General features: G+C 71.2%; 19 protein-coding genes. 17 read left to right on the plus strand and 2 right to left on the minus strand.

Going from position 1 to position 17,459, the window contains the following annotated elements; translation table 11 throughout:
- Window positions 1–53: 53 nt before the first annotated feature.
- The 14 genes from ABD091_RS14165 (at window position 54) to ABD091_RS14230 (ending at window position 13,543) form a co-directional block, all read left to right on the plus strand.
- Window positions 54–1,478 carry a cystathionine beta-synthase gene (locus ABD091_RS14165; RefSeq protein WP_343919517.1) on the plus strand — a complete coding sequence of 475 codons (1,425 nt, stop codon included), beginning with the start codon at window positions 54–56 and terminating at the stop codon, window positions 1,476–1,478.
- 149 nt (window positions 1,479–1,627) lie between these two features.
- Entirely contained in the window at window positions 1,628–2,269 is a 642-nt protein-coding gene (locus ABD091_RS14170; RefSeq protein WP_343919519.1) for an ABC transporter permease, read from the plus strand.
- Complete coding sequence (locus tag ABD091_RS14175) at window positions 2,269–3,453, plus strand: ATP-binding cassette domain-containing protein (protein WP_343919521.1); 1,185 nt, start codon at window positions 2,269–2,271, stop codon at window positions 3,451–3,453. The genes ABD091_RS14170 and ABD091_RS14175 overlap by 1 nt, the downstream gene beginning before the upstream one ends.
- Complete coding sequence (locus ABD091_RS14180) at window positions 3,446–4,222, plus strand: ABC transporter permease (RefSeq protein WP_343919523.1); 777 nt, start codon at window positions 3,446–3,448, stop codon at window positions 4,220–4,222. The genes ABD091_RS14175 and ABD091_RS14180 overlap by 8 nt, the downstream gene beginning before the upstream one ends.
- A gap of 22 nt (window positions 4,223–4,244) precedes the next feature.
- Window positions 4,245–5,210 (plus strand): glycine betaine ABC transporter substrate-binding protein, encoded by a 966-nt coding sequence (locus ABD091_RS14185; protein ID WP_343919525.1) that lies wholly within the window; start codon window positions 4,245–4,247, stop codon window positions 5,208–5,210.
- Window positions 5,211–5,446: 236 nt separating this feature from the next.
- Entirely contained in the window at window positions 5,447–5,977 is a 531-nt protein-coding gene (locus tag ABD091_RS14190; RefSeq protein ID WP_343919527.1) for an alternate-type signal peptide domain-containing protein, read from the plus strand.
- 28 nt (window positions 5,978–6,005) lie between these two features.
- A complete protein-coding gene (locus tag ABD091_RS14195) occupies window positions 6,006–6,809 on the plus strand; it encodes a hypothetical protein (protein WP_343919529.1) in 804 nt (267 codons plus the stop codon).
- Entirely contained in the window at window positions 6,806–7,342 is a 537-nt protein-coding gene (locus ABD091_RS14200) for a signal peptidase I (RefSeq protein WP_343919531.1), read from the plus strand. The genes ABD091_RS14195 and ABD091_RS14200 overlap by 4 nt, the downstream gene beginning before the upstream one ends.
- The gene (locus ABD091_RS14205) at window positions 7,339–8,058 is read left to right on the plus strand and encodes a hypothetical protein (RefSeq protein ID WP_343919533.1); all 720 of its coding nucleotides are present in this window, start codon (window positions 7,339–7,341) and stop codon (window positions 8,056–8,058) included. Before ABD091_RS14200 ends, ABD091_RS14205 begins: the two co-directional genes overlap by 4 nt.
- Window positions 8,059–8,173: 115 nt before the next feature.
- Window positions 8,174–9,052 (plus strand): universal stress protein, encoded by an 879-nt coding sequence (locus tag ABD091_RS14210; protein WP_343919535.1) that lies wholly within the window; start codon window positions 8,174–8,176, stop codon window positions 9,050–9,052.
- A 40-nt stretch (window positions 9,053–9,092) separates the two neighbouring features.
- Window positions 9,093–10,493, plus strand: a complete 1,401-nt coding sequence (locus ABD091_RS14215; RefSeq protein ID WP_343919537.1) for a MoxR family ATPase — start codon at window positions 9,093–9,095, stop codon at window positions 10,491–10,493.
- Window positions 10,490–10,954: a GNAT family N-acetyltransferase gene (locus ABD091_RS14220; RefSeq protein WP_343919539.1), complete on the plus strand. Its 465-nt coding sequence runs from the start codon at window positions 10,490–10,492 to the stop codon at window positions 10,952–10,954. The genes ABD091_RS14215 and ABD091_RS14220 overlap by 4 nt, the downstream gene beginning before the upstream one ends.
- The gene (locus ABD091_RS14225) at window positions 10,951–12,951 is read left to right on the plus strand and encodes a VWA domain-containing protein (protein ID WP_343919541.1); all 2,001 of its coding nucleotides are present in this window, start codon (window positions 10,951–10,953) and stop codon (window positions 12,949–12,951) included. The genes ABD091_RS14220 and ABD091_RS14225 overlap by 4 nt, the downstream gene beginning before the upstream one ends.
- 58 nt (window positions 12,952–13,009) lie before the next feature.
- On the plus strand, window positions 13,010–13,543 hold the full coding sequence (locus ABD091_RS14230; RefSeq protein ID WP_343919543.1) for a DinB family protein: 534 nt from the start codon (window positions 13,010–13,012) through the stop codon (window positions 13,541–13,543).
- Between the two features lie 68 nt (window positions 13,544–13,611).
- On the opposite strand, the gene ABD091_RS14235 is transcribed toward ABD091_RS14230, so the two are convergent.
- Window positions 13,612–14,469 (minus strand): ABC transporter substrate-binding protein, encoded by an 858-nt coding sequence (locus ABD091_RS14235; RefSeq protein WP_343919544.1) that lies wholly within the window; start codon window positions 14,467–14,469, stop codon window positions 13,612–13,614.
- A gap of 24 nt (window positions 14,470–14,493) precedes the next feature.
- On the opposite strand from ABD091_RS14235, the gene ABD091_RS14240 reads away from it, so the two are divergent.
- The 3 genes from ABD091_RS14240 to ABD091_RS14250 all read left to right on the plus strand — a co-directional run bounded on the left by ABD091_RS14240 (window position 14,494) and on the right by ABD091_RS14250 (window position 16,798).
- Window positions 14,494–15,435 (plus strand): hypothetical protein, encoded by a 942-nt coding sequence (locus ABD091_RS14240; RefSeq protein ID WP_343919546.1) that lies wholly within the window; start codon window positions 14,494–14,496, stop codon window positions 15,433–15,435.
- A gap of 9 nt (window positions 15,436–15,444) precedes the next feature.
- On the plus strand, window positions 15,445–16,104 hold the full coding sequence (locus ABD091_RS14245; RefSeq protein WP_343919548.1) for a response regulator: 660 nt from the start codon (window positions 15,445–15,447) through the stop codon (window positions 16,102–16,104).
- Between the two features lie 88 nt (window positions 16,105–16,192).
- Window positions 16,193–16,798 (plus strand): hypothetical protein, encoded by a 606-nt coding sequence (locus ABD091_RS14250; RefSeq protein WP_343919550.1) that lies wholly within the window; start codon window positions 16,193–16,195, stop codon window positions 16,796–16,798.
- 5 nt (window positions 16,799–16,803) lie between these two features.
- Here ABD091_RS14250 and ABD091_RS14255 read toward each other — a convergent pair.
- Window positions 16,804–17,459 (minus strand): sensor histidine kinase (locus ABD091_RS14255; RefSeq protein ID WP_343919552.1); only part of this gene is annotated, 656 nt, incomplete at its 5' end.

The raw sequence follows: 17,459 nt of genomic DNA on the forward strand, positions 1-17,459 counted from the left end.
GAGCCGATCCGCCGAATCCCTCGATGCGGACACCTGCCCCTAGATTGGCGCCCATGCAGTACGTCGAGTCAGTCGTGGACCTCATCGGCAACACCCCCCTCGTCCGGTTGAACCGGACGCTCGACCTGCCGGCGGGCACCGGCGCGGAGGGGCCGCTGGTCCTCGCCAAGGTGGAGTACCTCAACCCCGGCGGCTCGGTGAAGGACCGGATCGCGACGCGGATGATCGAGGCCGCCGAGGCCTCGGGCGAGCTCCAGCCCGGCGGGACGATCGTCGAGCCGACCTCCGGCAACACCGGCGTCGGGCTGGCGATGGTGGCGCAGCAGAAGGGCTACAAGTGCGTCTTCGTCTGCCCCGACAAGGTCAGCGAGGACAAGCGCAACGTGCTCAAGGCCTACGGCGCCGAGGTGGTCGTCTGCCCGACCGCGGTCGCGCCGGAGCACCCCGACTCCTACTACAACGTCAGCGACCGGCTCTCGTCCCAGCCCGGCGCCTGGAAGCCCGACCAGTACTCCAACCCGAACAACCCGCGGTCGCACTACGAGACCACCGGCCCGGAGATCTGGGAGCAGACCGAGGGGAGGATCACCCACTTCGTCGCGGGCGTCGGCACCGGCGGCACCATCTCGGGCATCGGCCGCTACCTCAAGGAGCAGGCAGCGCTCGCGGGCCGGGAGATCCAGGTGGTCGGCGCCGACCCGGCCGGCTCGGTCTACTCCGGCGGCACCGGTCGCCCCTACCTCGTCGAGGGCGTCGGCGAGGACTTCTGGCCCGAGGCCTACGACCGCGAGATCGCGGACCGGATCATCGAGGTGTCCGACGCCGACTCCTTCGCCTTCACCCGCCGGCTCGCCCGCGAGGAGGCGCTGCTGGTCGGCGGCTCGTGCGGCATGGCGGCCTACGCCGCGAAGCAGCTCGCCGCCGAGCTCGCCGCCGAGGGGCGGACCGACGCGGTGGTCGTGGTGCTGCTGCCCGACTCCGGCCGCGGCTACCTGACCAAGATCTTCAACGACGAGTGGCTGGCCCGCTACGGCTTCCCGACCAGCGCCGACGAGGCCGACGGGGAGCACGCCGTGCAGACCGTCGGCGAGGTCCTGCGGGGCAAGGACGGCCGGATGCCCGACCTCGTCCACACCCACCCGGCCGAGACGATCGCGGAGGCGGTGCAGATCCTGCGCGAGTACGGCGTCTCCCAGATGCCGGTCGTGCGCGCCGAGCCGCCCATCGTGGCCGCCGAGGTCGCCGGATCGGTCTCCGAGCGCACCCTGCTCGACGCCCTCTTCGCTGGCACCGCCCACCTCGCGGACGCGGTCGAGGACCACATGTCCGAGCCGTTGCCGACCATCGGGTCGACCGAGCCGGCCACCGCCGCGGTCGCGCTGCTCGAGCACGCTGATGCGGCGCTCGTGCACGAGGACGGCAAGCCGATCGGCGTGCTCACGCGGCAGGACCTGCTGGCCCACCTCGCCCGCGGCTGAGGCGGCTCTCGACACGCCCGTCGACCCGGTCAGGGGGTGCGGGAGTCGATGGCGTGTGGTTTGGTGGAGCGGAAGGGTCGTTCACGCCTCAACCACGATGACGGTCGCACCGAGCGCTGTCCGGCGGCCCGTGGGGGGACCTCGGGACCGTGTGGGACTTCATCGACGAGCGTCGTGACCAGATCCTCTTCAACTCCTTCCAGCACGCCAGCCTCGTGCTCCAGGCCGTCTTCTGGGCGACGATCCTCGCGGTGGTGATCGCGGTGCTGGTGCTGCGCTCGCCCCAGCTCCAGGGTGTCGCCAACGTCATCTCGGCGATCGGGCTGACCATCCCCTCGCTCGCCCTCGTGGGCCTGCTGCTGCCGATCACCTCGATCGGGCCGATGACCGGGTTCCTGGTCGTCGCCTTCTACGCCGTGCTGCCGATCCTGCGCAACGCCGTGGTCGGTCTCCAGGGTGTCGACCCGACCCTGCTCGAGTCGGCGAAGGGGATGGGGATGAGCAGCTTCGCCGTGCTCTGGCGGGTCCGACTCCCACTGGCCTGGCCGGTGATCCTCGCCGGCGTCCGGGTCTCGACCCAGATGTCGATGGGCATCGCGGCGATCGCGTCGTACGCCCTCGGCCCGGGTCTCGGCGGCTACATCTTCACCGGCCTCACCCAGATCGGGAACGAGAACGCCCTGCGCTACGCGCTGGTCGGCACCGTGGGCATCGTCATCGTCGCCCTGCTCGCCGACGCGTTCCTGCTCCTGCTGGGCCGCCTCACCGTCTCGAAGGGAATCCGCGTCTGATGACCACCGCACCCGAGCAGGAGACCACCTCGCAGCAGGGGGGCGTCAGTGGCGCCGAGATCGTCCTCGAGGACGTCGTCAAGCAGTACCCCGGCCAGGACGTCCCGGCCGTCGACCAGCTCTCGCTGACCATCCCCGCCGGCGAGATCGTGATGTTCGTCGGCCCGTCCGGCTGCGGCAAGACCACGTCGTTGAAGATGATCAACCGGCTGATCGAGCCGACGTCGGGCACCATCCGCATCGACGGCGAGGACGTGCGCGACCAGAGCCCCGACCAGCTGCGACGCCACGTCGGCTACGTCATCCAGGGCGGCAGCCTCTTCCCGCACATGACGGTCGAGCAGAACATCGCGATCGTGCCGAAGCTGCTGGGCTGGAACGGCAACCAGGTACGCGACCGTGTCGGTGAGCTGCTCGACCTCGTCGGCCTCGACCCCCAGCGCTACCGCGGCCGCTACCCACGGGAGCTGTCCGGGGGTCAGCAGCAGCGCGTCGGCGTCGCGCGGGGTCTCGCCGCGGACCCGCCGGTGATCCTCATGGACGAGCCCTTCGGTGCGGTCGACCCGATCACGCGCCAGCGGCTCCAGGACGAGCTGCTCTCGATCCAGCGCGAGCTGCGCAAGACGATCGTCTGCGTCACCCACGACATCGACGAGGCGATCAAGCTCGGCGACCGGATCCTGATCCTCCAGGAGGGTGCGCAGGTCGCCCAGTACGACGTGCCCGAGGCGATCCTGGCCACCCCGGCCAACGACTTCGTGGCCGACTTCGTGGGGGCGGGGTCGTCGTTGAAGTCCTTGTCGCTCGCGCGGGTCGCCGAGGTCGAGCTGCTCTCGCCGACGACGGCGCAGGTCGGCGACTCCACGGCCGAGGTCAAGCAGCGTGCCGAGGCCAACGGCGACCGCGCGGTCATCGTCCTCGACTCGCGCAACCGTCCGGTCGGCTGGCCGTGGCTGCGCCAGCTGAAGGGCGACACGATCGTCGAGCCGACCGAGGACCTGGTCAACATCGACCAGCGCGCGACCCTCAACGACGCGCTCGACACCATGCTGTCGAGCAGCCACGGAGGGGCGGTGGTGACGGGTGACCGTGACCAGTACCTCGGGGTGATCGACTTCCGGGCCGTGACTGGACACGTGCAGGCCATGGAGGAGCAGGCCATGGAGGAGCAGGCCGGTGAGTGACACCGCCACCGCTCCCGCCCGGCCGCGCAGCGGCCGGCGGCTCGACCGCGACACCGTGCTGATGCTGGCGGTGCCGCCGTTGCTGGTCATGCTCGGCTTCGCCGCCTACGTCCTGTGGCGTCAGACCGCCGACCTCAGCGACGTCGAGGCCAGCCAGCTGAGGTGGTCGACCACGCTGGACCTGCTGTGGCAGCACACCAAGCTCACCGCGGTGTCCTCGTTCCTCGTCGTCGCCATCGCCGTACCCCTCGGCATCGTGCTGACCCGCGGCAAGCTGCGGCGGCTCTCGCCGTTCGTCGTCGGCATCGCCAACGTCGGCCAGGCGGCGCCGTCGATCGGGTTGATCGTGCTGCTGGCGATCTTGCTCGGCTACGGCTTCTGGACCGCGATCATCGGGTTGGTCCTCTACGGACTGCTTCCGGTGCTGCGCAACACCATCACCGGCCTGCAGGGCGTGGACCCGACCCTCGTCGAGGCCGGACGCGGCATCGGCATGTCCGCGAGCGACGTCCTGCTGCGCATCGAGCTGCCGCTCGCGATCCCGGTGATCATGGCCGGCGTCCGGACGGCACTGGTGCTGGTCGTCGGCACGGCGACCCTCGCGACCTTCATCAACGGCGGCGGGCTCGGCGGCATCATCAACACCGGCATCACCCTCTTCGAGTTCCGCCTGATGGTGGCCGGTGCGGTGCTGGTCGCCCTGCTCGCCCTGACCATCGAGTGGCTGGGCCGGCTGCTCGAGCTGATCACGAAGCCGAAGGGCATCTGACGTGCGCCGACCTCCCAGGACCATGACCGCCGCGCTCGGGGCCGCGCTCTCCGCGACCCTGCTCGCCGGCTGTGGCCTCGCCACCGCCGGCGGCAACGTGCCGCAGGGCGAGCTCGCCGGCCCGCTCGCCGACGCCCCGGACCTCGAGGGCGCCGACATCGCGATCGGCTCGAAGAACTTCTCCGAGAACATCATCCTCGGCAAGATGGCGCTGATCCTGCTCAAGGCCGCCGGTGCCGACGTCACCGACCTGACGAACATCCCGGGCAGCGCCTCGGCCCGTCAGGCCCACCTCACGGGCGACATCGACGCGATGTGGGAGTACACCGGCACCGGCTGGCTGGTCTACCTCGGCAAGGGCAAGCCGATCCCGGACGAGCAGGAGCAGTACGAGGCCGTGAAGGACCTCGACCGTGAGCAGAACGACCTGGTCTGGCTGCCCCCGGCGCCGATGAACAACACCTACGCGTTCGCCATCACCCAGGAGAGCGCGGACAAGTACGGCATCACGAAGATGTCGCAGATGAAGGAGGTCCCGGTCGCCGAGCGGACCTTCTGCGTGGAGTCGGAGTTCCAGAACCGGGCCGACGGACTGCCCGGCGCCCTGAAGACCTACGACATCCCGCTGGGCGGGAACGGCACCCCGAACGACAACATCCAGACCTACCAGACCGGTGCGATCTACGACGCGACCGCGAAGGGGGAGTGCACCTTCGGCGAGGTCTTCACCACCGACGGCCGCATCGTCGCCCTCGACCTCGAGGTCCTGGAGGACGACCGCCAGTACTTCCCGAAGTACAACGTCTCGCTCGTGCTGCGCGAGGAGGTCGCGAAGGAGTATCCCGCGATCGAGGACGTCATCGACCCGGTCGCGAAGGAGCTGACCAACGAGGTCCTGCTCGACCTCAACGCCGAGGTCGACGTGAAGGGCCGTGAGCCCGTCGACGTCGCCGACGAGTGGCTGCGTGACGAGGGCTTCATCAGCTGACCCACCCCGTCGGGTGGATCCGGCCGCGGTAACAGGCATGGCCCGTCCGGGCCATGCCTGTCGCTGTCTTCGGAGGACGTCCGGCGTTGACTTCCGTACGTCGCAGGCATTCTCGGTAACGGCGTGTACACATGTTCACCCCCATTGATCCAAGCCGCCCCTGATCCAAAGTCCGGCTGCATACGTTCCTCCCCGCAGCGATCCCGTGGGGGATCGCACCTTTCAAGGGGATTCAGATGAACAAGATGATGAAGGGCTCCGTCGCCGGCGCCACCGGTATCGCACTGCTCATGGGCGGCTTCGGCACCTACGCGCTGTGGAGTGACTCCGAGCAGCTCGCCCAGAACGGCGTGCAGTCCGGTGACCTCACCATCGACACCGCGGCTGGCTCCTACGACGACGCCAACACCGCGGCTGCGAACGACTGGACCGCCAGCGACAAGATGGTCCCCGGCGACAAGGTCACCTACACCCAGACCTTTACCGTCACGGGCACCGGCAAGAACCTCAGGGGCGCGATCGCCCTGGCGACCCAGAACATGTCGCCCAATGGCTTCTCGACCCTGACCCGCGATGTCGACGTGATCTCGAGCAACGCCAGCATCACGAAGGTCGACGCGACGCACTTCACCTTCGACGCGCCGTTCACCTCGGCCACACTGACCGCGACGGTCACCTACGTGCTGCCCGCCAGCACCGGCGGCACCACCGACCAGCTGAAGTCGGCCACCACCCCGGCCTCGACCTTCACCATCAGCCAGTCCTGATCCGCCGACTCCTGACTGAACCGAGCCCATGAATCCCAGGATCCCGTTCGTCGCCGCCGTGGTCGGCGCCCTCCTCGTCGGGGGCGCCACCACGGGTGGCACGCACGCGTCCTGGAGCAGCCAGCGACAACTGGCCGGGCACTCGGTCTCGTCGGGACAGATGAGCTACACGGCCACCACGCCCGGCGGTGTCACCGTCAGCCGCGTCGCCGGGGCCACCGCCGACACCACCCTGGTGCTCGACGACACCTCGGTCGGCAAGAAGCTCGGCCAGCGGATCACGGCTACGGTGGGATCGACTCCCACCGGGGTCACGGCCACCGTGGGTACCGCCTGCCCCGGCACCTCGACGGTCTCGGTCGACACCACGCCGACCAGCGCCGACCAGACGCTCTGCGTCCGGGTCACCTCCTCCACGACAGCCGTGAGCGGGAACGTGAACCTCACCTTGAGCAGCGCCCAGCGTCCGACCGCCGGCTGGACCACCCCGGCGATCACGCGCACCATCGCGGTGACCGTCGCGACGCAGCCACTCACCTGCTCGGCGCAGTCGGTCAAGGACGTCCGGTCCTTCACCTGGGAGCCCGTGTCCGGAGCCACCGGCTACACGGTCACCGTGTCCGGCAGCCAGACCGGGAGCTACAGCACCACGGCCACCTACGGGTCGACCACGACGCAGCACCAGGTCACCCTGACCTCGCCTGCAGTCCGATACTTCCGCGTCACCGCCGCCACCGCGGCCGGGCCAACTGAAGTGCCCGGGGCACTCCGGATGGAGCGAGTCAGCAACAACGGCAACAGCAACATGCTGTGCGAGGTGGTGACACCGTGACCGCGGCACGCTCGTTCCTCGTCCAGGTGTTCAGCTGGACCCTGCTGCTCGCGGTGATCGCCGCCGCGGCCGCCCTGATCGTGGTCCCGAGGGCCGCCGGCGCCAAGCCTCTGACGGTGCTGAGCGGCTCCATGACCGGCACCTACGACATCGGTGACGTGGTGATCGTGAGGCCTGTCGACACCGACCATCTCGGGGTCGGTGACGTCATCACCTTCCAGCCGTTCTCGGACGACCCGACGCTCACCACGCATCGCATCGTGGGGCTCAACGTCGGCAGTGAGGGGACGTCCTACGTCACCCAGGGCGACGCCAACAATGCGGCGGACCTCAGTGCGGTGGAACCGGCACAGGTCAAGGGTGCGGTCTGGTACTCCGTGCCGAAGCTGGGCTGGGTATCGGTCTGGATGGCCGGGGGCTGGCTGGGCAGGGTGACCGACGCCGCCGCGTTCGGTCTCCTCCTCTACGGCGGCTGGTTCATCGCGGCCGGCTTCCTGGAGCGCCGCCGTCGGCCCGAGGGGATCGCGGCATGATGCGCACCGTGCGGTGGCTGACCGCCCTCCTCGCCACCGTGCTGATCTCCCTGACGGGCGGTGCCCCCGCTCATGCCGACCCAGATCGGCTGAAGCTCGGCCTCAACGGGGCCGGTCCGTTCACCGAGTCGTTGACGACGCCGCTGTTCACCGGCACCTACGTGCCTGGCACGGCGACCAGCTCGTTCTACGTCAAGAACGAGTCGCCCTCGACGACGCGGGCCACGATCGCGCTGGTACCCAAGGACGCAGTCAACGAGTTCGAACGTTCGCTCAGCTTCACCGCCACCGTCGGGGGCCAGACCGGCACCTCGGTGCCGTTGCAGCAGGACAGGAAGAAGAACGAGTGCCGCACACTCGTCACCGGTCCCACTGTGAGCCCGGGCGGGGTGCAGCGCATCGACGTCACCATGGCGATCGATCCGGGCCTCAGCCGGGCCGCGATGAGGCAGAGCGCCTCTTTCACCTTCGTGGTCACGCTGAGCCAGGTCACCAAGCAGGGCAAGGTCGATGTCTGCGGCACGCAGTCGCCGAGCGGTGCGGTCCAGGTGCTCGGCGCACGTGCGGCGGCCAGCGCCGGTCCGGGCATGCAGGGTGCCCCGAGCCTCTCGGCGTCCCCGCGCAGCTCCGCGTTCGTAGCAGGCACCGCCCTCGTCTTCCTCGCCAGCGGCGCAGTGTTCTTCGTCGCCCGGCGCCGCCGTCGGAGCCACGCCTGAGCGCGAGGGACCAAGGTCCCGCCACCCGGCACCCGGAGGCCCTACGGCCGAGCCCCGGGGAGCGGGACGGTGGAGGTGACGACGAGGGACGTCGTCACCTGCCGAGGAGGACACCATGAGCACCCTCAAGAGCATCGTCAGCGCCGTACCCCACGGGACGGTCGTCGTGGGGGTGGACGGCTCACCGGGAGCCGCGCGCGCCCTGCGCTGGGCGGCCGAGGAGGCGCGTGACCACCACCGCCCCCTGACCCTGGTCGCCGCGATCGTGCTGCCGGAGAAGTACCGCATGGGCGAGGCGGTCATGTACTACGACGAGATCTGCACGGACGTCCGCGCCGAGGCCCACCGGGTCCTGGCCGACGCCCGCGAGGTCGCCCAGGGGATCGCCCCCGACGTCGAGGTCCGCGAGGTGCCGGCGGAGGCCGACCCGCGCGACGTCCTCATCGAGCTGACGAAGGGCGCTGCCACCGTCGTGGTCGGTTCTCGCGGACGCGGCTCGATGCGGAGCCTCCTCCTCGGATCGACCAGCGTGGCCGTCGCCCGGCACGCCCACTGCCCGGTCGTGGTCTGCCGGCCGGCGCCCGAGGACGCGACTCCCCGTGCGCGGGTCGTGGTCGGGGTCGAGGGCTCGGAGCGCTCGGTCGTCACGGCCGAGTACGCCGCCGCGCTGGCGTCCTACCGCCAGCTCCCGCTCCACGTCGTGCACAGCCGCTGGCTCGGCCCTCTGGGCGACACCATCCCCGACCAGGGAATCCGGCTCGCCGAGACGCTCGCCGGCCTCCAGGAGAAGTACCCCGACGTGGAGATCACGAGGGAGAACGTCGACGCGGCGCCGGAGGACCGTCTCGTGGCGCTCTCCCACGAGGCGACGGCCGTGGTGGTCGGCGCCCACGCCGGAGGGGTCGCCTCGGAGATCCTGACCGGGTCGGTGGCCACGGCGGTCGTCGAGCACGCCCGCTGCCCGGTCGTCGTGGTGCCGCACCGCGAGGGCTGAGCGGGGCCGGGTCCTTGCGGCCCGCAGTAGCGTCGACCGGGTGACTGACGCCCCCACCGTGTCCACCGTCGGCGAGCTGCGCGCGAGCGGCCACCGCCAGAAGTCGCTCCGCGAGGAGCTGCGCGACAACCTGCTGGTCCGGCTGGCCGCGGGTGACGACCCGTGGCCCGGCCTCCACGGCTTCGACGACACCGTCATCCCGCAGGTCGAGCGCGCCCTCATCGCGGGCCACGACATCGTGCTCCTCGGCGAGCGCGGCCAGGGCAAGACCCGGCTGCTGCGTTCGCTGGTCGGGCTGCTCGACGAGTGGTCGCCGGTCATCTCCGGCTCCGAGATCGGCGAGCACCCCTACGACCCCGTCTCCGTCCAGTCGAAGCAGGCGGCGGCGACGTACGGCGACGACCTGCGGGTCTCGTGGCGCCACCGCGACGAGCGCTACGCCGAGAAGCTGGCCACGCCCGACACGAGCGTGGCCGACCTGATCGGTGACGTCGACCCGATGAAGGTGGCCGAGGGCCGCTCGCTGGGCGACCCCGAGACCATCCACTTCGGGCTGATCCCGCGCAGCCACCGCGGCATCGTCGCGATCAACGAGCTGCCCGACCTCGCCGAGCGGATCCAGGTCGCGATGCTCAACGTGATGGAGGAGCGCGACATCCAGATCCGCGGCTACGTGCTGCGGCTGCCGCTCGACGTCCTCGTCGTCGCCAGCGCCAACCCCGAGGACTACACCAACCGCGGCCGGATCATCACGCCGCTCAAGGACCGCTTCGGCGCCGAGATCCGCACCCACTACCCGACCGAGCTCGCCGACGAGGTCGCGGTCATCCGGCAGGAGGCCGACCTCGTCGCCGACGTCCCCGACCACGTGGTCGAGACCCTCGCCCGCTTCACCCGCAACCTGCGCGAGAGCAGCAGCGTCGACCAGCGCTCGGGCGTCTCCGCCCGGTTCGCGATCGCGGGCGCCGAGACGATCGCCGCCGCCGCCCTCCACCGCGCCACGCGGCAGGGGGAGGAGCGCGCCGTCGCCCGCACCGTCGACGTCGAGACGGCCGTCGACGTGCTCGGCGGCAAGATCGAGTTCGAGACCGGCGAGGAGGGACGGGAGCGGGAGGTCCTCACCCACCTGCTCCGGACGGCGACCGCCGCGACCGTCCGCCACCACCTGCGTGGCATCGACATGGCGCTGCTCGTCGAGGCGATGGAGGACGGCCGGATGGTCACCACCGGCTCGCAGGTCGCCGCCCGCGACTTCCTCGCCGGGCTGCCGGTGCTCGGGGAGTCGGAGCTCTACGACCAGGTCTGCGACGCGCTCGGCGCGACCGACGACGGCACCCGTGCCGCGGCCATCGAGCTGGCCCTCGAGGGCCTCTATCTCGCCCGCAAGATCGGCAAGGACAGTCAGGTCGTACCAGGCGGCAACGAGACGGTCTACGGATGACCGTGCGCCGAGCGATCGCGACCGACGCCGCGGCCATCGTGGCGCTCGGTGACGTCGTCGTGCCGGCGACCTACGGCCCGATCGACCAGGGCTTCGCCGCCCACCAGCTCGAGCAGTGGTGGTCCGTCAAGGCCGTCGGCGACGGCCTCGAGCGCCTGCCCCACTGGGTCGTGGAGGAGGATGGCGCGGTCACGGGCGTCGCGAACCTCGGGGAGCACGAGGGGCTCCCGGTCATGTGGAAGCTCTACGTCCACCCCGAGCGCCAGGGTGCCGGCATCGGCTCGTCCCTGCTGACCGAGGTCGAGGCGGCAGCCGGTCCGGTCCTGACGCTCGAGTACGTCGGCGGCAACGACCGTGCCGCCGAGTTCTACGACCGCCGGGGATATGTCGAGACGGGCCGCACCCGCTTCGAGTCATGGCCGCACCTCGACTGGGTGTGGATGCGGAAGGACCTCGCATGAGCCGCTATCGCAAGTACGACGGCGGCGACCCGCTCGCCCCACCGGTGGACCTCGCCGAGGCGCTCGACGCGATCGGCGAGGACGTGATGGCCGGCTACAGCCCGGAGCGGGCGATGCAGGAGTTCCTCCGCCGGGGCGACCGCGACCGGGTCGGGCTCGACGAGCTCTCCCGGCGGGTGGCCGAGAAGCGGCGCGACCTGCTGCGACGGCACAACCTCGACGGCACGATGCAGGAGGTCCGCGAGCTCCTCGACCGGGCCGTGCTCGAGGAGCGCAAGCAGCTGGCGCGCGACGTCGAGCTCGACGACGCCGACCGCGACTTCCGCGAGATGCAGCTGGACAACCTGTCGCCGAACACGGCGGCGGCGGTGACCGAGCTGGCGTCCTACGACTGGCAGAGCCGGGAGGCCCGCGAGGCCTACGAGCAGATCAAGGACCTGCTGGGACGGGAGCTGCTCGACCAGCGGTTCGCCGGCATGAAGCAGGCGATGGAGAACGCCACCGACGAGGACCGTGCGGCGGTCAACGAGATGCTGGAGGACCTCAACGAGCTCCTCGAGAAGCACCAGCGGGGCGAGGACACGCAGGACGACTTCGACGACTTCATGGCCAAGCACGGCGACTTCTTCCCCGAGCAGCCGGGCAACATCGACGAGCTCCTCGACACCCTCGCCCAGCGCTCGGCCGCCGCTCAGCGGATGCTCAACTCCATGTCGCCCGAGCAGCGCGAGCAGCTGATGCAGCTGTCCCAGCAGGCTTTCGGCTCGCCCGCGTTGATGGAGCAGCTTGCCCGCATGGACGCCAACCTCCAGGCGCTCCGCCCCGGTGAGGACTGGGGCGGGTCGGAGCAGTTCGAGGGAGGGGAGGGACTCGGCCTCGGCGACGGCACGGGCGCCCTCCAGGACCTCGCCGAGCTCGACCAGCTCGCCGACCAGCTGTCGCAGTCCTACGGCGGCGCCCGGCTCGACGACATCGACCTCGACCAGCTGTCGCGCCAACTGGGTGACCAGGCGGCCGTCGACGCGCGCGCCCTCCAGCGGCTCGAGCAGGCGCTGCGCGACAGCGGATACCTCCAGCGCGGCTCCGACGGCCAGTACCGGCTCAGCCCGAAGGCGATGCGTCAGCTCGGCAAGGCGCTGCTGCGCGACGTCGCCCAGCGGATGTCGGGCCGCCAGGGCCAGCGCGAGCTGCGGGCGGCCGGAGCCGCCGGCGACCTGTCGGGGGCGACCAGGGAGTGGCAGTTCGGCGACACCGAGCCGTGGGACCTGCCCCGCACCGTGCTCAACGGCGTACGCCGCCGCGCGGCCGACCCGTCGGGCCGGCTGATGGAGATCGAGGACGTCGAGGTGCAGGAGACCGAGGCCCGCACCCAGGCCGCCGTCGCCCTGCTCGTCGACACCTCGTTCTCGATGGCGATGGACGGCCGCTGGGTGCCGATGAAGCGCACGGCGCTGGCGCTGCACACCCTGATCCGGTCGCGGTTCCGAGGCGACGCGCTCCAGCTCATCACCTTCGGCCGGGCGGCGCAGGTGATGGAGATCGAGCAGCTCACGGCGCTCGACGCCCGCTGGGACAAGGGCACCAACCTCCACCACGGGCTGCTCCTCGCCAACCGCCACTTCCGCAAGCACCCCAACGCCCAGCCGGTGCTCCTGGTCGTCACCGACGGCGAGCCGACCTCCCACCTCGAGCCCGACGGCGAGGTGTGGTTCTCCTACCCGCCCCACCCGCTGACGATCGCCAACGCGGTGCGCGAGCTCGACAACGCGGGCCGGATGGGCGCCCAGACGACCTTCTTCCGGCTGGGCGACGACCCGGGTCTCGCCCGGTTCATCGAGTCGATGGCCAAGCGGGTCGACGGCCGGGTCGTGGCCCCCGAGCTCGACGACCTCGGGGCCGCGGTGGTCGGCTCCTACCTCGGCGACCGGTCGGCGGCGTCCTACCGCGACCACTTCGGCGACTGGATGGGCGGCGGCCGCGGCTTCTGGGTCGGCTGACGGCGCGGTCCGAAAAGCAGGTGCTGCCTGGCGGCGTACGCCGCTAGCGTCCGAGGCGATGAGCGACTCGATGCACACCCGCCAGGAACCACCCACCCACGGTCCCGAGCACGCCCAGCTGCGAGCGTGGCTCGACTACCACCGCGACACGCTCCGCTGGAAGTGCCACGGGCTCACGGCCGACCAGCTCGCGCAACAGCTGGCGCCGAGCACCCTGACCCTTGGCGGCCTGATGGCCCACCTGGCGCTCGTCGAGGACAACTGGCTCTCCGTGGTGCTGATGGGCCGCGAGGGCCACGACCACTGGGCCGACGCCGACTGGGACAGCGACCCCGACTGGGAGATGTCGGACGCGGCCACCCACACGCCCGAGGAGCTGCTCGCCCTCTACGACCGCGTGATCGCGCGTTGCGACGCCGTCCTGGACGAGGTCGGGGACGACCTCGACCGGCTGTCGGTCAAGCGCAGCCGTGCGCATGACACCCCGTTCGACCTGCGCTGGATCCTGGTCCACCTGGTCGAGGAGTACGCCCGCCACAACGGCCACGCCGACCTGATCCGGGAGTCGATCGACGGCGCGACGGGGGAGTAGCTGCGTGGGCGATAGTCCCTAACGCATCCGTTGTTCGCGGGCGGACATGACGACGGTTTCGTTCGGGACTACCGCCTCAAGGACGGGTGGAGGACGGCAGCGAGCTCCTCGACACCGTCCACCAGCCGGGTGCCCGGCCGGGCCCAGGAGGCGTTGGCGTCCACGGCGTGCACCCGTACGCCGCCGGGCAGCCGCTCCGCCGCCACCAGCTCGTCGGCGAGCGACTGGCAGCCGTCGCGGTCGAAGCCGCAGGGCGCGACCACGACCACCTCGGGAGCTGCGGCGTGCACGTCGTCCCAGGCGACCCGGACGGACTTCGCGCCGGGACGGCCGAGCAGCGGCTCCCCGCCGGCCAGCTCGATCATCTCCGGGATCCAGTGGCCCGGCGCGAACGGCGGGTCGGTCCACTCCAGGAACATCACCCGCGGCCGGCGACGCGCGGCGACCCGGGCGGCGACGGCGTCGAGCCGCGTGCGCTGGCCGGCGACCAGCGACTCCGCCTCGGCGACCCGGCCCGTGGCGCGACCGAGCTCGACGATCGACTCCAGGACCTCGTCGAGGGTGTGCGGGTCGATCGTCAGCACGTCGGCGGTGCACCCGAGGTGGGCGAGCGCGTCGTCGACGACGGAGACGTCCACGGCACAGACGGCGCAGAGGTCCTGGGTGACGACGAGGTCGGCGTCCAGGCCGGACAGCGCTCCCTCGTCGAGGTGGTAGAGGTCCTCGCCCCGGTCCATCGCCGCGACCACGAACGCGTCGATCCCGGCCGGCGTCAGGCCCGACGGCATCGCGGAGGTCGACACGATCGTCCGCGCGCGTGCCTCCTCGGGGAAGTCGCACTCGAAGGTCACGCCCACCACGTCGTCGCCGGCACCGATCGCGAAGAGGATCTCGGTCGTCGAGGGGAGCAATGACACGATCCGCATGACCCCGACCCTACGATCGGCCGCATGTCTCGGACCCTCGCAGCCCTCGAAGAGCTCGCTCGCGAACGCACGGAGCGCGACGGGCTGCTCGCCGCGATGGCCGCCACGCAGCGCCGCGAGCAGCAGGCCCGCGACCGGCTGGCCGAGGCGCGCCGTCGGCTGGCCGCCGAGACGGTCGACGTCGCCGACCTGGAGTCGATGTCGATGACGCGGATCCTCGCCAGCCTCCGGGGCAGCCGCCAGAGCGACCTCGACCGCGAACGGGCGGAGGCGCAAGCGGCCTCCTACCTCGTGGCCGACGCCGAGGCCCGGCTGACGACGGAGCAGCGGGAGCGGGCGTCCCTCGAGCAGCGGATCGCGGCGTACGGCGACCTCGACGCGCGTCGGACCCAGCTGGTGGCCGAGCGCGAGACCGAGGTCCGGTCCGACCCGGCCCACGCCGACCGCGCGGCGCGGCTCACCGAGCTCGCCGCCGAGGTCGGCCGGCTGCGGGCCCGGGGCGTCCAGGTCGAGGAGGCCGACGCCGCCGGTCGCGAGGCGCACGCCGTCCTCCAGCGGACGGCCCAGCACCTCGGCAGCGCCGGGTCGTGGTCGACCTACGACACCTTCTTCGGCGGCGGGATGTTGTCGAGCATGGCCAAGCACGACCAGCTCGACAAGGCGGCCGCTCTCATGCGACAGGCCGACGCGGCGCTCGCGCGGCTCGGGACCGAGCTCGCCGACGTCGGCCTCGACGCCGTCGGCGGTGTCGGCATCGACTCGATGACCCGGGCCCTCGACATCTGGTTCGACAACATCTTCACCGACTGGGCGGTCCGCGAGCGGATCGGCCAGGCCAGCCAGCGGGTCCACGCGCTCCTCGACCAGGTCAACCGCGTCGGGCAGCGGCTCGCGACGATGAAGCAGGAGGTCGCCGGCGGTCTCGCCGACGCCGAGTCCGAGCGCGAGCGGCTGCTGCTCGTGTAGAACAGCCGCATGACCTCCGAGAAGATCAAGGTCTTCCTCCTCGACGACCACGACGTCGTCCGGCAGGGGCTCCGGTTCCTGCTCGAGCAGCACGACGACCTCGAGGTCGTGGGGGAGTCCGCCTCCGCCGTCGAGGCCACCGCCCGGATCCCGGCGCTGCGGCCGGACGTGGCCGTGCTCGACGCGCGGCTGCCCGACGGGTCCGGGATCGAGGTCTGCCGCGCCGTCCGCGCGGTCGACGACTCGATCCGCGCGCTCATCCTGACCTCCTACGACGACGACGAGGCGCTGTTCGCCGCGATCATGGCCGGTGCGAGCGGCTACGTCCTCAAGGAGATCCGCAGCACTGACCTCGTGACCGCGGTGCGCCACGTCGCCGAGGGCCGGTCGTTGATCGATCCCAGCCTCACCGCGAAGGTGCTCGAAAGGGTCCGCAACGGACCGGCGACCGCGCCGGAGCTCGCCGACCTCACCGACCAGGAGCTCAAGCTGCTCGGCCACATCGCCGAGGGGCTGACCAACCGCCAGATCGGCGAGCAGATGTTCCTCGCCGAGAAGACGGTCAAGAACTACGTGTCGAGCATCCTCGCCAAGCTCGGCCTCGAGCGGCGTACCCAGGCGGCGGTCCTGGCGTCCCGGCTGCTGGGGAAGGAAGGCCCTCCCCACTAGGGACCATCAGCCCTGACCGGGGAGGGTGCCGGGGCGCGACCGTAGAGGTGACAGAGCACCACCCGTCACCGACCTGGAGGTCGTCACCATGAACGTCCACCTCACCCACCGTCGCCACCACGACGCCGACCACGCTGGTCACGAGGGCCAGGCCGGCATCACGCCCCGGAACGAGACCATGCTCGACCGGTCCATCGCCACGCTGCGGATCGCCTTCGGCGTGACGTTCCTGTGGGCCTTCGTCGACAAGACCTTCGCGCTCGGCTTCCACACCGGCTACGACCAGGAGGGCGTGCTCGACCGGTTCGGCCCCGCCGCCTGGATCAACGGCGGCAGCCCGACCGAGGGCTTCCTGACCTTCGGGGTCCCGGCCGACAACCCGTTCAAGGGCTTCTTCGACGCCCTGGCCGGCCAGGCATGGGTCGACTGGCTCTTCATGCTCGGCCTGCTCGGCATCGGCGTCACGCTGCTGCTGGGGGTCGGGATGCGGATCGGCACCGCGGCGGGCGCACTGATGTACGCCTTCATGTACGCCGCCGTGCTGCCGCTGGAGAACAACCCCGTCGTCGACGACCACCTCGTCGGCATCATCGTGATGGCCGTGCTGTTCTTCGGCGCCGCCGGCCGCACGTGGGGCTTCGGGAGGGCCTGGGAGGAGACCCACCTGGTCCAGCAGTACCCCGTGCTCCGCTGAACGACTCAACCCCCGAGCGGGACGGTCCACGTCAGGACCGTCCCGCTCGGCGTGCGTGGGGTGAGGGCGAGCGTGCCGCCGAGGTCGGCCGCGCGGCGCCTGGCGTTGCGCAGCCCCGACTCGCGGGCAGGCTGGTCGGGGATCCCGGTGCCGTCGTCGGAGACGACGAGCCGCACCTCCTCGCCGGTGACGGACAGCTCGACCTCCGCGTGCTCGGCGAGCGCGTGGCGCGACACGTTCGAGACCGCCTCGCGCAGGACCGGCAGCAGCTGGTCGCGGACCCGGGCGGGGACGGCGGTGTCGACCGGACCGGTGGTCGTCACGAGCGGGGTGAAGCCGAGGACGGGGACGTACTCGCGGACCAGCGCCCGGACCTCGGCGCGCAGCGAGTCCTGCTGGGGGCTCTGCAGCTCGAAGATGGTGCCCCGGATCGCGGCGATCGTGTTGTCGAGGTCGCCGACGGCAGCGTCCAGCCGCTGGGCGACGTCGCCGCCGCCGGCGAGCATCGCCACGCCCTGGAGCTGGAGGCCGGTCGCGAAGAGTCGCTGGATGACGACGTCGTGGAGGTCGCGCGCGATCCGCTCGCGGTCGGAGATGACGGCGAGCTGCTCGCGGTCCGCGACGGCCTGGGCGCGGTCGAGCGCCAGCGCGGCCTGGTCGG

This window comes from Nocardioides aestuarii (genome assembly GCF_039527245.1).
Lineage (GTDB): Bacteria > Actinomycetota > Actinomycetes > Propionibacteriales > Nocardioidaceae > Nocardioides > Nocardioides aestuarii.